At 62.1% G+C, this 15,112-nt stretch carries 13 protein-coding genes; 4 read left to right on the top strand and 9 right to left on the bottom strand.

The window, feature by feature from the left end; genetic code table 11:
* Nucleotides 1–2 precede the first annotated feature (2 nt).
* Genes QCE49_RS21005 through QCE49_RS20995 form a run of 3 tightly spaced genes read right to left on the bottom strand, consistent with a single transcriptional unit; the run spans nucleotide 3 to nucleotide 3,194 of the window.
* A complete protein-coding gene (locus tag QCE49_RS21005; protein WP_008347776.1) occupies nucleotides 3–854 on the bottom strand; it encodes a carbohydrate ABC transporter permease in 852 nt (283 codons plus the stop codon).
* An 11-nt stretch (nucleotides 855–865) separates the two neighbouring features.
* Nucleotides 866–1,795: a carbohydrate ABC transporter permease gene (locus tag QCE49_RS21000; RefSeq protein ID WP_235366216.1), complete on the bottom strand. Its 930-nt coding sequence runs from the start codon at nucleotides 1,793–1,795 to the stop codon at nucleotides 866–868.
* A gap of 28 nt (nucleotides 1,796–1,823) precedes the next feature.
* Entirely contained in the window at nucleotides 1,824–3,194 is a 1,371-nt protein-coding gene (locus QCE49_RS20995; protein WP_008347772.1) for a sugar ABC transporter substrate-binding protein, read from the bottom strand.
* A 190-nt stretch (nucleotides 3,195–3,384) separates the two neighbouring features.
* Between QCE49_RS20995 and QCE49_RS20990 the strand changes: the two genes are divergently transcribed.
* The gene (locus QCE49_RS20990) at nucleotides 3,385–4,506 is read left to right on the top strand and encodes an ABC transporter ATP-binding protein (RefSeq protein WP_250457200.1); all 1,122 of its coding nucleotides are present in this window, start codon (nucleotides 3,385–3,387) and stop codon (nucleotides 4,504–4,506) included.
* Between the two features lie 454 nt (nucleotides 4,507–4,960).
* Entirely contained in the window at nucleotides 4,961–5,830 is an 870-nt protein-coding gene (locus tag QCE49_RS20985) for an EAL domain-containing protein (RefSeq protein WP_250457199.1), read from the top strand.
* 77 nt (nucleotides 5,831–5,907) lie between these two features.
* Here the strand turns inward: QCE49_RS20985 and QCE49_RS20980 are convergent, their stop codons facing one another.
* Nucleotides 5,908–7,815 (bottom strand): M60 family metallopeptidase, encoded by a 1,908-nt coding sequence (locus QCE49_RS20980; protein ID WP_250457198.1) that lies wholly within the window; start codon nucleotides 7,813–7,815, stop codon nucleotides 5,908–5,910.
* Here QCE49_RS20980 and QCE49_RS20975 point away from each other — a divergent pair.
* The gene (locus QCE49_RS20975; RefSeq protein ID WP_008347765.1) at nucleotides 7,814–7,996 is read left to right on the top strand and encodes a hypothetical protein; all 183 of its coding nucleotides are present in this window, start codon (nucleotides 7,814–7,816) and stop codon (nucleotides 7,994–7,996) included. The genes QCE49_RS20980 and QCE49_RS20975 overlap by 2 nt on opposite strands.
* Before the next feature lie 45 nt (nucleotides 7,997–8,041).
* On the opposite strand, the gene QCE49_RS20970 is transcribed toward QCE49_RS20975, so the two are convergent.
* Together QCE49_RS20970 and QCE49_RS20965 are read right to left on the bottom strand one after the other, a co-directional pair.
* Nucleotides 8,042–8,329, bottom strand: coding sequence for a DUF4148 domain-containing protein (locus QCE49_RS20970; RefSeq protein WP_008347763.1), 288 nt, complete (start codon nucleotides 8,327–8,329; stop codon nucleotides 8,042–8,044).
* Between the two features lie 87 nt (nucleotides 8,330–8,416).
* Complete coding sequence (locus QCE49_RS20965) at nucleotides 8,417–8,860, bottom strand: MarR family winged helix-turn-helix transcriptional regulator (protein WP_175980620.1); 444 nt, start codon at nucleotides 8,858–8,860, stop codon at nucleotides 8,417–8,419.
* Between the two features lie 196 nt (nucleotides 8,861–9,056).
* On the opposite strand from QCE49_RS20965, the gene QCE49_RS20960 reads away from it, so the two are divergent.
* Entirely contained in the window at nucleotides 9,057–10,547 is a 1,491-nt protein-coding gene (locus tag QCE49_RS20960; protein ID WP_250482009.1) for a DHA2 family efflux MFS transporter permease subunit, read from the top strand.
* Nucleotides 10,548–10,630: 83 nt separating this feature from the next.
* On the opposite strand, the gene QCE49_RS20955 is transcribed toward QCE49_RS20960, so the two are convergent.
* The 3 genes from QCE49_RS20955 to QCE49_RS20945 all read right to left on the bottom strand — a co-directional run bounded on the left by QCE49_RS20955 (nucleotide 10,631) and on the right by QCE49_RS20945 (nucleotide 14,936).
* Complete coding sequence (locus QCE49_RS20955) at nucleotides 10,631–12,700, bottom strand: bifunctional diguanylate cyclase/phosphodiesterase (RefSeq protein ID WP_008347756.1); 2,070 nt, start codon at nucleotides 12,698–12,700, stop codon at nucleotides 10,631–10,633.
* Nucleotides 12,701–12,806: 106 nt separating this feature from the next.
* A complete protein-coding gene (cls, locus tag QCE49_RS20950) occupies nucleotides 12,807–14,078 on the bottom strand; it encodes a cardiolipin synthase (protein ID WP_175980618.1) in 1,272 nt (423 codons plus the stop codon).
* Between the two features lie 78 nt (nucleotides 14,079–14,156).
* Nucleotides 14,157–14,936: a DUF4410 domain-containing protein gene (locus tag QCE49_RS20945; RefSeq protein WP_250436391.1), complete on the bottom strand. Its 780-nt coding sequence runs from the start codon at nucleotides 14,934–14,936 to the stop codon at nucleotides 14,157–14,159.
* Between the last annotated feature and the right edge of the window lie 176 nt (nucleotides 14,937–15,112).

Genomic DNA, 15,112 nt, shown 5'->3' with positions numbered 1-15,112 from the left:
TTTTATTTCACCGCGCCCATCGTGAGCCCTTGCACCAATCGCCCGGACACGGCCAGCGCGAACACGACCATGGGCAGCACGATCAGCGTGCCCGTCGCCATGATCTCGCCCCAGGGCAATTCATAACCGCTCATGTAGCTCGTCGCCGCAACCGGCGAGGTAATCGCGTCGCTGCGCGTGAGCACGAGCGCATAGAGCAGATCGTTCCACGAGAAGATGAACGCGAAGATCGCCGATACGACGATGCCCGGCATCGCGAGCGGCAGATTGATGCGCCAGAACACGCGCCACGGCGATGCGCCATCGAGACGCGCGGCTTCGTCGAGCTCGACGGGAATGTTGCGGAACTGGTCCGTGCAGATCCATACGACGATGGGCAGCGAGAACGTCAGATACAGCAGGATCAGCACGATATGCGTATCGACGAGATCGAGCTTCGTCGCGATCAGAAAGAACGGCACCGCGAGCACGACGGGGCTCACCATGCGGTTCGAGATGAACCAGAACCAGAGGTCTTCCTTGCCGCGAAATTCGTAGCGCGCGAGCGCATAAGCGGCTGGCGTGCCAAGCAGGATAGCGAGGACGGTCGTGCTGCTCGCGATGATGAGCGAGTTCAGCAGACTACTCGCGACGTCATGTTCGAACAGTGCCGCCGAGTAGTGATGAAACGTCGGCGAGAACAGCCATTTCGGCGGGTATGCGAGCGCATCGGCCTGACTCTTGAGGCTCGTCGTGACCATCCAGTAGAACGGAAACACCGACGACATGAACACTACGACGAGGCCCAGAAAGTGCCATACAGTAGCGCGTTTTCTTGCCGCGCGTGCGCGCTTTGCGCGTTGCGTGCCTTGCATGCCTATCGAACTCACGCGGCCTCCCGATACACGAAGCGAATATAGAGACGCGACAGCACGATCGTCAGAATGAGCAGGATGATCGCCTGTGCGGAAGCCATGCCCTGATCGAAGAGACGAAAGCCGACGCGCTGGATATAGACGCTGATGAATTCCGTCGCGGCGCCGGGCCCGCCGCGCGTCATCGTGAAGACGGCGTCGAACATCTTCAGCATATCGGCGGAACGAAGAATAAGAATCGCAGTGAGACCCGGAAGAAGATACGGACGCTGCAGGTGCCACAAAATCATGCTCCACTTCGGCGTTTCGAGGCGCGCTGCTTCTTCGGCTTCCTTCGGCACCATCGAAAGCCCGGCAAGCAGGATCAGCGCGCAGAAGGGCGTCCATTGCCAGATATCCATGATCATCACGGAGACGAACGCGAGCGTCGGGTCCGCAAGCCAGTCCTGCGGCGGAATGCCGATGAGACCCGTCAGATAGTTCGCCACGCCGAACTGCCGATTGAATATCAGGCGGCCGATGAGCCCGACCACCGCATACGTCGTCGCCATCGGAATGACGAGACTCACGCGCGCCGCCGCCCGCATCCACGGCAGCTCCGTGCGATGCAACAGCAGCGCTGCAAAGAGCCCGAGCGCGACTTCGATCGGCAAGGTCACGCACAGGAACAATGCCGTGCGTCCGAGCGCTTCCCAGAAGGTCGGATCGGTCAGCGTCGCGATGTAGTTATCGACGCCGACGAACGGCGTGCCCGAGGCCAGGTCCGCGAGCTTGTATTGATGAAACGAGTTATAGAGCGCAAGCAGCAGCGGATAGATGCCGATGATCGCGAGCGCCGCGATCGCGGGTATCAGGAACCAGAAGGCGGGCGAACGCGGCAGGACGCCGAAGTAGCGCGCGGGCTTGCGCGGTCCGCGCGCATGCATTACAGGTGATGCCATTCGATCGCCTCCGGTCCCGTGAACAGAATTACTTCAGCAAAGGCTTCTTGCCGTCGTAATAGCCCGCTTTCTTCAGGATGTCCTCGGTCTTCTGACCGATGGTCTGCGCGCCCTCCTTCACCGTCACCTGGCCGAGCATCATCTTGCTGCCCCATTCGCCGATAACTTCTGAAATCGCCGGCCACTCCGGGAAGCGCGGACGATAATCCGGCACGCCGCCCTGCCACGATTCGACCATCGGCTTCACGAACGGATACTTGTCCTGCACGGCCTTGTCCTCATAGATCGCCATGCGCGCCGGCACGCCGCCCGCTTCGAGATAAGGCTTCGCCATGGCTTCGGACGTGATCCATTGAATGAAGAGCCACGACGCGGCCTGCTTCTTCGCATTCGACTTCGCGTTCACTGCAAGCGAGAAGCCGCCGAGCGCGGGCTTAAGTCCGGCCGGTCCCTTCGGTTCGGTCGTGATCGCGAGACAGTTGCCGATCTTCGACTTGCTCGGATCGGTGAGCGTCGGATAGAACGCGGACCATTCGGTAATCATCGCGACCTGTCCTTGCGCAAGCGCGTTGACCGCTTCGGCGTGATCGAAGTCGACGATGCCCGGCGGCATGTACTTCATCAGCTTCTGCCGATATTCGAGGCCCGCCTGCGATTGCGGCGACATCAGATTCGACTTGAACTTCGCATCGAGAAGCGACCCGCCGTTCGGCCACAGCACGCGCATGAAGCTATCGGCCGACTGCGTTTCGCCTCGCCGCGATTGCAGCGCGAACGCGAACTTGTCGCCCTTCGTGAGCTTCGGCGCGTAGGTGTTGAGCAAGTCGTCCCAGGTCTTCGGCGGCTCGTCGAAGCCCGCGTCCTTCAACATGCACTTGTTGTAGAACATCAGGCCCGAGTAGTTATCGAACGGCAGGCCGTAGGTGACCTTGTCCCAGGAGCCGAACGAATCGAGCAGGATCGGAAAGAAGCCCTTCAGGTTGAGATTCGGATCCGCGAGCTTCGGATCGTCGGTGAACTTCTTGATCGGCACGAGCCACTTGTTGCTCGCGAATTCGCCGATCCACACGACGTCCACGAGCACGATGTCCTGGTCGCCGCCGCCGACGAAGTTGAGCACTTCCTTTTCGCGCGTATTCTCATAGGGAATCACTTCCCAGCGCACCTTGATGCCCGTTTCCTTTTCGAACTGCGGAATGAGTTGCTGCGCGGCCTTGTAGCCGGGACGATCGAGAAAGATGGCCTTGATCGTGGTGCCCGAATACGGCTGCGCCGCTTCCTTCAGAGTCCAGGCCTGCGCGTTCGATGTTGCGAACGCCGCGCTCGCCGTGAGGAGCGCGACTGCCGCGGCGTGTTTGATCGGACCGGCTTGCATGGCCGGAATGAAGCGCTTCTTCATGCCTGTCTCCTTGGTATTTTTCGAGCGGATACGGCTTCTCTGGTGCGTTCGTTCGTGATCCCCGGTGCGCGTCGTTTCACTTGTAATTTCGGTTTTACAATTGTATATTTTGGCGCGAACAGCTTGTCAAGAACAAATTCGACGACGCATCGGATGCTGCGCTGCCGCAGCAGCAAACGGGAGACAACGCATGAGCGCAGTTCATTTGCAGCAGATCCGCAAGGCATTCGCTGGCGTCGACGTGCTGAAGGGCGTCGACATAGAAGTGACCGATCGCGAGTTCATGGTTTTCGTCGGTCCTTCGGGATGCGGAAAGTCGACCTTGCTTCGCACCATCGCCGGACTCGAACGCTGCGACTCAGGGCAAGTACTGATTGGCGGCGAGGACGTCACCGAACTCGAGCCTTCGCAACGCGGCGTCGCGATGGTGTTTCAGTCGTATGCGCTTTATCCGCACATGTCGGTGTACGAGAACATCGCGTTCGGTTTGCGCATGCTCAAGTTGCCCGAAGCGCAGATCAAGGAACGCGTGCATCGCGCGGCCGAGATCTTGCAGATCGGCCAGTTGCTCGAACGGCGTCCGCGCGCGCTGTCGGGCGGGCAGCGTCAGCGCGTGGCGATCGGCCGGTCCATCGTACGCGAGCCGAAAGTCTTTCTCTTCGACGAGCCGCTCTCCAATCTCGACGCCGCATTGCGCGTGCAGATGCGCCTCGAACTCATCAAGCTGCACAAGCAGCTCAATGCGACGATGATCTACGTCACCCACGATCAGACCGAAGCGATGACGATGGCCGATCGCATCGTCGTGCTGAATCATGGACGCGTCGAACAGATCGGCTCGCCGCTGGAGCTGTATCGCACGCCGCACAATCGCTTCGTCGCGGGTTTCATCGGCTCGCCGAAAATGAACTTCATGGATGTGCGCGTGATGCGCGTGGATGCTATGGGCGTCACCATCGAATTGCCGGGCGGCGAGTCGTTGACGCTGCCGTTCGCGGCTTCGTCCGTGCACGCGGGCGAGACGCTTACGCTTGGCATCCGGCCCGAGCATTTCGTCGAATCGGGCGGCGGCGATATCGACAGCGGCCTTGCAGGCGAAGTCATGGTGATCGAGCATCTCGGCGGCGAGACGCTGCTGCATGTCCGTTTGCCGAACGAACTCGTGATTCAGGTGAAAGGCTCGGGCGAATCGACGGCCGTCGAAGGACAGCGCCTGAACGCGGGCTTCAGCATTCGCCATGTGCATCTGTTCCGCGAGGATGGCAGCGCGCTGGAACGCATGCGCCCTGTCGCCGAAACCGCGACCGCCTGACGGTCGAAGTCGCGGAAAGACTGTCGTAAGCGAAGACAGCGGCATACCCATGCTCATCGACCGGCGGTCGCCTGTGCGGAAGCGCCGCGTGTCCCAATTTTGGTGCGCGCCCGCCGTTCGCAGCGATCATTTTCCGGCGCCGACACTAGTCGGGATTACAAATGTTCCGGAATCGCTATATACAAAACTGCAAAACGCCATGCCGATGCAGCGCAATATGTGCTTGCGTTATGTGCGCCAGCCCACACAGACCATCACGCGTTACGGTTGCGTTACGTGACTCGGGATGGCTGAACGATGCGTCCACACGCAAGCGCAAACGCTCCCCTTAAGGAGGCAAACGTTGTCTCCAAGGGGCTCACCGAATTTACTTGGATTGGACGACGCGCGATCATAGTTTCTGGCACGACTCGTGCAACCGCTTCCACGACCAACTGGGAGGGATGGCTAGAGCATGAAAAGAACGACACACGGCTCGCCTGTCGCGAAAGCCGCGCCGGAGTCAGATCATGCATTCAGGCATCGCATACTCGAAGGCCTCAAGGCCGGAGAATTCTGCATCGCCTATCAGGGAATCTACCGAGTCCACGGCGGCGAACTCGCGCAAATGGAAGCGCTCATTCGCTGGCGTCATCCGGAATACGGCGTATTGCTGCCAGGCGCATTCAGCGAGGCGTTCAAGGACGCCGACATCATGCGCGAACTGACATGGTTCGTGCTGGACGCGGTCGCGTCCGAGATTGGCGAGTGGCGCGAAAGTGGCGGCGCACACTATTCGGTCGCCGTGAATGTCCCGCCATCGGTCGCGGCGTTGCCGGGCTTCGCCGAGCGGATGGAATCGATTTGCCGCGCGCACGACATCACGCCCGATTGCATCGAACTCGAACTGCTGGAAAGCGAAGATCTCGCGCGCATGCCGGCGATGCGCAAGGTCGTGCGGCGTCTCAAGAACAAGGGCGTGAGCGTCGCGATGGACGATTTCGGCACCGGCTATTCATGCCTCGCCGCGCTCGGACCGATCGACTTCGGCACCGTCAAGATCGCGAAGGAACTGCTCGCCGGAGCGCCGCGCTGCCCGAACGCGTGTCTGGTCTTTTCGTCGGTGCTGACGCTTCTTACGCGGCTGAAGGTGGCGATCGTCGTCGAAGGTGTGGAAACGGCCGCGCAGGCGCAATGGATTGCGCAGTGGCCGCACGTGCTCGCGCAGGGTTTCTTTCTCGCGCGACCCGCGTTCGGCATCGGTAATGTGCCGGGCGCGCTCATCGGCCGGCCGGGGACGCGGCGCAAAGAACAGCAGACCATTCGGCTCGCGGATGCAGCATGAGGAACTGAAGCGTTTCTGGCAGCCCTCGTAAAAGCCAGGACTTCGCCGACGCGTGCATGCGTCGGCGTTTTTTTGCCTTAAATCCGCGTGCGCGTCAAATCGGTCTTCGGCGCGCTCAGCTTCAGCCCGGCAATCGCCGCACGCGTGCCAGCATCGACCGGCAGTCCCCATCGCTCGAAGAAATCCGTCAGATCGAGATTGGCCGCCATGCACGCACGCAGCACGAAGCGTTGCACTTCGTTCTGGTCGCCGCCTTCATCCTCCGTCAGCGGATGCCGCCGATACAGCTTGTGCAGCCGCGCATAGAAGCCGTTGCCGAGTGCGCGGCGCAACTGCTCGTACATGACGAGCCTGATCCAGAGCGCTTCCGATGGCATCGGAAACGACGCATCGTCGAGAAAATTGCGTGACGGCTGCGCGAAATACTGCGCCGCGAGATCGATGCGATTCTTCTTGCCGCGCGCGTCGACGACTTGCAGCAGCGGCGAAGGCATCGGCGTGCCGAGGCGTTCCAGCGCATGCAGCGAATAGACGTTCACCGTCGTCTCCGTCACGCCCGGCCATGTCCAGTCCCATTGCTGATACATGTGTCCCATCTCGTGCCATACGCCCCATTCGTCGGCTTTCGCGGGCTTGAGCAAGGTCTCGGCCGCGCTATTGAGCGGCAGGCCGATCATGTAGTACGTCGCGTAGAGATACGTGTTCTGCAACTCGGCGTGGGTCGAAATCGCGTCCTGCACGAAATGCACGCGCAACGGCGACGGCGCATCGAGTGCTTCCGTGCCATCGAGTCCGGACAGTTCGTCGTGATAGCCCATGATGCGCTCGACATAATCGAGCAATGCGGCCGGATCCGCTGCGCCCGACTTGTCGTACATGGCGCGCGCGACGGTGAACATCGTGCGCTTGCCGACCATCTCGACGAGCGGCGCATCCGCATGACGCTGCAGCATCGCGCGCCATTCGGCGGGCGTCGTCGCACCTTCGACATAGAACGGCACCGGCTTGCCGCCTTCGCGCACGATGACATCGATCGACGTACGTGGCCTCTCGTTGTATCCGCTGTCGATGTATTCGAAGTAGAGCAAGCCATCGCGCGATGCGACGAACGCGTTGCGTCCTTCGGTCGCGAGGATCGTTTGCGGATCGCCCGCGGCTTGCCGCCGATAGAAGCCGTTCTTGTTGCCGACCATGACGATGAGGCCATCGGGACCATCGTCGGCGAGACCGTTCACATCGATCACGACGGTTTCGCCCTTCGACACATACAGCCCCGACGGATGATAGTCAGTCCAGCGAAAACCGCCGAGCCGTTCGGCCTCGATCGCATCGGGTGCATACGCGCTCAAGTGATAGCGCCTGCCGATGTTGTCGTAAGTCGAGCGCGCCGAAGCATCGAGCGTGCGATACGCATGATCGCCGCCATCGCTTCCGGTCTTGTACAGACGCCACTGTCCGGCCTGCGCATTGACTTCGACGGACGCACCGTCGCGCAACGCATGATGCCCGACGACGAGTCCCGTCTTCGTGCCGGTGGCCGCGATGGTCACGACGTTCGCATCGGCTTCGATGCTCCAGTTCTGCCGCGCATCGCCCGATGGCGCTTCGAGCTCGACACGCGCGCCGAGCGTCACGTAACGTCCATATAGCTTCGAGTAAAGACGAAAGCCGCTGCCTTCCTTGTCGATGGTCCAGATCTGGCTCGCGGCGCGTTCGGGCGTCCACTCGGACTGCACGAGCGCGATCGTGCCATCGCGTTGCACTTGCGCGGTCAGCGCCTTGAAAGTTGCATTCGAAACGATATAGAAGTCGCCTTCCTCGACTTTCGCGGCTGCGCCGTAAGGCACCTGCATCGCCCCGGTCTTCGATGCGAAACGCGATACCCGCACCGCGTCGTGCGGATAAAACGTCACGGGCGCGTAGTAGCGCGATGCCGCGTGTGCGTCGCACAGGGCGAAGATCAACAGCCATGACCGCCATCGCATGCGTGGCCTCCCCGATACATCGGCCGTATTCCGGCTCTTCGTCGCATATCTGGAACTTGCGCCTGATGCCGAGATACTGCCGTATCCCGCCGTCGGCGTCGAGCCCGGACATCACGCGATTGCCGCATCATGCGTCGCGCGCTTTGCGATCAACGCGATCTCGTCGTATCGACTGCCTTAATGAAGCGGATGGCGTTTTCCGCGTCGTCCCGGAACAAGCGTCCGATTACGGCGTCGATGCCGGCGCCGGCTTGCCCGCCTTCTGCGCATTGATCTTCGACTGCGCGTTTTGCAGATTCTGCGGATAGTTGGTCTGCTCGCCAGCGGGGTTGTAGCCGTTCTGCTCGAGTTGCTTCAGCTCGGCGTTCTTCTTCGCGCGCGCTTCCTTTCGCTGGGCTTTCTTGATCTGCTTCGGCGTGGATGCGGCCGTGTCTTGCGCCTGCGCGATGGGCATCGAGACGAAAGCGGCGACGGACAGCGCGAGGACGGCCAACGGTGCGGTGCGTTTGTTCATGATCGATCTTCTCCGGATGGATGGCGGCGCTGGACAACGACGCTTGCGGACAACGCTGAAGCAATCGGCGATCCAAGCGCGGATGAATCACCGATCGACGATACGGCTCAGATTGCCGCGCACGCGTTGCAGAAGCGCGATCAATTGCTCGCTTTCCTGCCGGCTGAAGCCCGCGAGCGCTTCTGCTGCGATCTCGTCGCCGACGCGCCGCGCGCGGTCGAGCGCCTTCTCCGCCTTCGCGGTCATGCGAACCTGACGCTCGCGACGATCGTCGGGATTCGGGCGGCGCTCGATCCAGCCGCCCTCTTCCATGCGATCGAGCAGACGGCCGGCGGAAATCGGCGCGACTTCCAACAGCCCGGCGAGCCGCGCCTGATTGACCTCGCCGTAATGCGAGAGATACGCGAGCACGCGGCATTGCGCGCGCGTCAGATTGAGCGATGACTTCGCCAGCACGTCGAAGCGGTTGCCGCACAGGCGGTCCACGTCCGCGACCAGAAAGCCGAAGCGTTTGTCGAGTTGGGTTTCCATCGCGCGATTATATGTAACGCCTTTCGATGCGCGCATCTCGTGTACACCCGGTAATTGACCGCATTGCGCGAGATCGCGGCCGTTCTATAATAAGCCTGCTTATCATCATCGTACTTACAAAAGCCGCCGCCTTGCGGCCACGTCCATGTCCCTCGAAGTCCCCACGGAACGCGCCGCAGCGCCATTGAACCGCGGCATGCTGACTGTCTCGATCATGCTCGCCACGCTGATCCAGACGCTCGACAGCACCATCGCGAACGTCGCGCTGCCGCATATGCAGGGCACGCTGTCGGCGTCGCAGGACGAAATCACCTGGGTGCTGACCTCGTATATCGTCGCCGCCGCGATCGCTACGCCGCTCACTGGCTGGCTCTCGGACCAGTTGAGCGTGAAGAAGCTGCTGTGTATTTCGATTGCGGGTTTCACCGTCGCGTCGGCGTTTTGCGGGCTGTCGGAGACGCTCACGCAGATCGTCGCGTCGCGGCTGTTGCAGGGCGTGTTCGGGGCGTCGCTCGTGCCGCTGTCGCAATCGATCCTGCTCGACATCAATCCGCGCGAGAAACAGGGCCAGGCGATGGCCGTCTGGGGCATGGGAGTGATGGTCGGTCCGATTCTCGGTCCGACGCTCGGTGGCTGGCTCACGGACAGCTACAACTGGCGCTGGGTCTTTTTCATCAACGTGCCGATCGGTGCGTTCGCGCTCTTCGGCGTAGTGACGTTTCTGCCCGCGCAGATCGCGCGCCGCGCGGTGAAGTTCGACGCGTTCGGCTTCGCGACGCTCGGCCTTGCGATCGGCGCGTTCCAGGCGATGCTCGATCGCGGCGAACAACTCGACTGGTTCGGATCGGTGGAAATCCGCATCGAGGCGATTCTCGCGGCGCTGAGTTTCGTGTTCTTCATCGCGCATACGGCGACGGCCGGGTCGCGCTCGTTCTTCAAATATCAGTTGCTGAAGGACCGCAACTTCGCGACCGGAACGTGCTTCATCTTCGTGATCGGCGCGGTGATGTACGCGACGCGCGCGCTGTTGCCGCCGATGTTGCAGAACCTGATGAACTATCCGGTCGCGACGACAGGCCTCGTCACGGCGCCGAGCGGCGCGGGCACGATGATCGCGATGCTCGTCGCCGGACGCCTGCTGAAGCACATCGATGCGCGTGTCCTGCTGCTGTCGGGATTTCTGATTTCGGCGTTCGCGCTCTGGCAGATGATGCATTACACGATCGTGCTGTCGGCATCGGATATCGTTTGGCCGGGCGTGATTCAGGGCTTCGGGCTGGGACTCGTGTTCGTGCCGCTGTCGGCGCTGACGTTTTCGACGCTCACGCCCGAGTTGCGCGCGGATGGCACCGCGACTTACAGCCTGATGCGCAATATCGGCAGCAGTATCGGTATTTCGATCGTGCAGACGCTGATGACGCGCAACACGCAGGTCGCCCACGCGGACCTCGCCGCGCAGGTGACGCCGTTCAATCCGGCGATGCAGCCGATGCTGTCCGGCGGCTCGATGACGGACATGGCGATGCTCAATCAAACGATCACGCAGCAGGCTTCGATGATTGCTTATCTCAACGACTTCAAGCTGATGTTTGTCGCGACGTTGTTGGTGGTGCCGTTGCTGCTGCTGATCCGGCCGGCGAAGAAGGCCGCGGCGGAGGAGTCGGTGGCGCATGCGGCGATGGATTGAGGTTCGTGTTTGCGTCTTTTGTGTGGCTTTCCTTTGGGCTCGTTTCGTGAAATCCTGATTTCACAGGATTCCACGACCAAAAATCAAACACCGACAGCAGCCTTCTCCAGCATCCCCCCAAACGCATCCGCCGACAAAGGCATCGCCAGCAAGAACCCCTGCATCTCATCGCACATCATGTCCTGCAAGCGATCGAGCTGCGACCCGGTCTCGACGCCTTCCGCCACGACATCCATATCGAGCGAATGCGCGAGCGCAATAATCGCCGATACGATCGCGCGCCCCTCCTGCCCGTTCTCATCCAGCCCGTTCGTAAAGAACCGATCGATCTTCAACTGCTTCGCGCGAAACCGCTGCAAATACGCGAGGCTCGAATATCCGGTGCCGAAATCGTCGATTGCGATCTCGAAACCATTCTCCTGAAACGCGCGAATCATCTCGATGGTGCGCGGCGCGTCCTGCATCGCCACCGACTCGGTGATCTCGAACATGATCTGCTCGCTCTCGACGCCTTCCTCGCGCACGATCGTCATGATGTTCGCGACAAGATCCGCCTCGTGCATCTGCCGCGGCGACAGGTTGATCGCCACCTTCACCGGCGGACGCCCTTCCGCGCGCCAACGCGACATGTGCCGGCACGTTTCGCGCACGACCCAGTATCCGATCTGCACGATCTGTCCGGAACGCTCCGCGATCGGGATGAACTCGAGCGGCGTCAACGTGCCGATCTCCGGATGATCCAGCCGGATCAACGCTTCCGCGCCCGCCAGCTCGCCGCTTTTGCCTCGGAACTTCGGCTGAAACAGAAGATAGAAATGGCCGCCATTCAGCGCCTCGTGCAACGCCTGCTGAATCTGCAGCGTCCGCACCGCCGCCTCGTTCATGCTCGCCTCGAAGAAGCGATACGTGCTGCGCCCGCCGCGCTTCGCTTCGTACATCGCGACGTCCGCGTGCTTGAGCAGCGATTCGACGCTGTCGCCATCCTGCGAAAAGAGCGCAATGCCGATGCTCGGCATCACCTGCAACGGATGACTCCCGACGACGAGTCCCTTTTTCATCGTATCGAGGATGCGTTCGGCCATTTTCTCGGCATCCGTCGGCGCGTGCAGGTGTTCGAGCATCACGACGAACTCGTCGCCGCCCAGACGCGCCACCGTGTCGCCGCCGCGCACGCATTCCTGCAGACGTCGCGCGAATGCCTTCAGCACTTCGTCGCCGACCGTATGGCCCAACGAGTCGTTGATCGTCTTGAAGCCATCCAGGTCCATGAAGAGAATCGCGAAACGGCTGTCGCTGTGCCGCGCGTTTCGAATCGCGCGATCGATGCGCTCGTTCATCGTGCGGCGGTTCGGCAGGTCCGTCAGCGTATCGAAGGTCGCCATGCGTACGATCTGCCCGTTCAGCCGCGACACCGAACCTGCAAGCAGCGCCGTGCGCGCATCGAAGCGCGACAGCACGAGCGTGATAATCAGAATGGTCAGCGTGAATAGCACGACAGTCGTCGCGAGCCAGCGCGAGTCGATGTCGTTGGCCGCGCCGCAGATCGAGCCCGGCAGAAACTCCGCCGCCGCGTTGCCCGTGTAGTGCATGCCGGTGATCGCGAGGCCCATCACCAGCGCCGACCCGAGTCGCTTGGCGAGCACGTTCGTCTGGTTCGCATCCGAGAGCGTATGGGCGATCCACAACGCCGCCCCCGATGCGACCACCGCAATCACGATCGACGCCGCGAACAGCAGCGGATCGTACGTGATCGCGGGCTGCATCCGCATCGCGGCATCGCCCGTGTAGTGCATCGCCGCGATGCCCGCGCCCATCAAGAGACTGCTCGCGACGAGGCGCTTCATCGTCAGACGCCTGCTCGTAATGACGAGCAGCGCGAAGAACGACACGAGCACCGCGATGCCGAGCGACCCGGCGGTGATCTTCAGGTCATAGCCGAGCGGGATAGGCAATTCGAACGCGAGTACGCCGATGAAATGCATCGACCAGATGCCGATGCCCATCGACGCCGCACCGCCCGCGAGCCAGACGTGCCGCGTGCGCGACTGCGCAAGCGATGCGATGCGGCCCGAGATATCGAGCGCAGTAAAGGAAGCGAGCGTGGCGACTACGAGCGATGCCGCGACCAGCCAAAAGTTATAGGTGCCGTGCATGATTGCCGTAGACCGAGAGACCCGTTTGCGTGAGCGTCTTATCGGCTTTCGTCAGGCGATCTTTAGGCCAAGATGAGAAATATTCGCAACACGGAATGCGCGAAAGTCAAAGCTGCGGATCGAGCAGCGCGGCCACGCGCTCCAGCAGCTTCTCGGTGAGCGAACGGCGGCGCCAGTCTTCGAACGTGATGCGTTTCGCGCGGGCGACGTCGTCATCGAAAATCGCCGTTTGCTGGCGCGCGAAGTCGCGGTCGTAGATGTTCAGATTGGCTTCGTCGTTCAGCTTGAAGGAGCGGCTGTCGAAATTCGTCGAGCCGACCGACACCAGATACTCATCGACGACGATCAGCTTGCAGTGGAACATCGTCGGCTGATATTCGAACATTTCGACGCCCGCCGCGAGCAGGTCGCCCCAGCACGCGCGCGATGCCTCGCGCACCGTATGCGTGTCGATGCGCTTGCCCGGCGTGATGATGCGAACCCGCACGCCGCGCCGCGCCGCCTCGACGATCGCGTTGATCGTCAGCTTGTCCGGCACGAAGTACGCGCTCGACAAGTGGATGGAACGCGTCGCCGCGGTGATCGCCATGAGGTACATCAGCTGCATGTCGTCGCTGCCGCCGGACGGCGAGCTGCTGAACATGTGCGCGAAGCCGCCGCCCGCATCGTCGATGTCAGGAAAATAGCGCGGGCCGTGCAGCACGTTGCCCGTCGTCTTGATCCAGTTGTCCATGAACACGGCCTGCATCTGCCCGACGGCCGGGCCTTCGACGCGAAAATGCGTGTCGCGCCAGTGCTTCTCGTCCTGCGCGTGTCCGGTCCATTCCTCGGCAATGCCGACGCCGCCCGTGAAGCCGATGCGCCCGTCGATTACGAGCAGCTTGCGGTGCGTGCGGTCGTTCATGCGGCCGAGCCCGGTCCAGTGCGGCTTGTGATACTGGATCACTTCCGCGCCCGCGTCGCGCAGCATGCGCAGATAGCGCTTGTCCATCTTCGACGTGCCGACCCAGTCGAGCAGCACATGCACCGATACGCCCGCGCGAGCCTTGTCGGAGAGCGCCTGCGCGATTTGCTCGCCGATCGCGCCCGACCAGTAGATGAAGGTTTCGAAGGTGATCGTCTCTCGCGCCGCGCGAATGCCTTCGAGCATCGACGGGAAAATCTCGTCGCCGTTCACGAGCACCTCGAAGCGGTTGCCGCCGACCACGGGCGGACCGAGCAGCAAGCCCATCGAACGGAGAAACTGCGGGTCGTCGCTCGCGTACAGCCGTTCGATCCTGTGCTCGATCTTCTTTTCGCCGCTCGTCAGATTCGCGATCACCAGCACGACGACGAGCGTCACGACAACGGTCAGGACAATCAGGGCAATCGTCGGCATGCGCGGCCTCGCGAAGCGAACATTCGTCCGGATTCTAGTGCAAGCACGTTCCGGACCGCGCAACGGCCGCCGCTTCCCTTAGCTCTTCGCCGGCATCCAGCCCTGCTCCTGGCCGAGCTTGGCGATCTGCTTGGCGATGGTGTCGCCGAGGCGCTTTTCATCGGACGACACATCCGCGTGCTTCGTCTCCGACACCGCGTGCAGCCCGCCCGACACCGCGAGCGATGTCGCGACGTGCCCCGCCGCCGCGCCGACGCCCGCCATTTCCGCGACGCCCGGCGCGTGGCCGCTGTCGGCTTTCGCGTCGAATTGTTCGAGCAGTTGCGGCACGCCGTTCGCGGGCTTGAGGACGAGTTGCACCGTCGCGCCGACCTTGCTTTCGCCCGCGCCGAGGCCGATCACCATGCGGCGGCGGCGATTGCCCGCATCGATCGTATTGATGCTTCCTTCGACGACGAGCACGCTCCGATCTTGCGGCGGCGGCACGTCGGCGCGGATCGCGGGCAGACCCATCGATTGCAGTTTGGCGACGATTTCGTTCGCGACTTCCTCGCGCGCCGCGATGGCGTCTTGCGTCTGCTTCCGCGCTTGCGAATCGCCGGACATCGCCGAGCCGAGCTTCGAAATCAGGCCGTGATTGTCGAGCTTGACGTCGTTCGCGTCGCTGGCGAATGCGTAGACGTAGATCGTGTCGGGGCGCACGGCGGGCGCAGCCGCGACGGTCTGCACGTACTGCCCGTACTGATTCGATGCCTGCGCCGGATTGCTCGCGCATCCCGCAAGCAGCGCCGTGCCGACGACGAAACCGGCGAGCGCCGCGCCGCGCACTTTCTTGAACAAGTTGATCGAGCTGGACATGTTGCACCTCCTGTGTGGATTCGTGGATGCGTGACACGGCTCGGTTCTCGCTGCTGCATCTGCTTCGTTTCACGCTGGACGCAACTATGGACGATGACCGCGGCGGAAGCCATCGAGCATTTATGTCGCGGGGTTTCACGGGCGGCGAACGCTTGCCGGACGCGGCTTCAGCAACG

The organism is Caballeronia sp. LZ008, from assembly GCF_031451435.1.
Lineage (GTDB): Bacteria > Pseudomonadota > Gammaproteobacteria > Burkholderiales > Burkholderiaceae > Caballeronia > Caballeronia zhejiangensis.
Note: the sequence above shows the minus strand (reverse complement) of the source record. Positions and strands in the feature narration are given on the sequence as shown.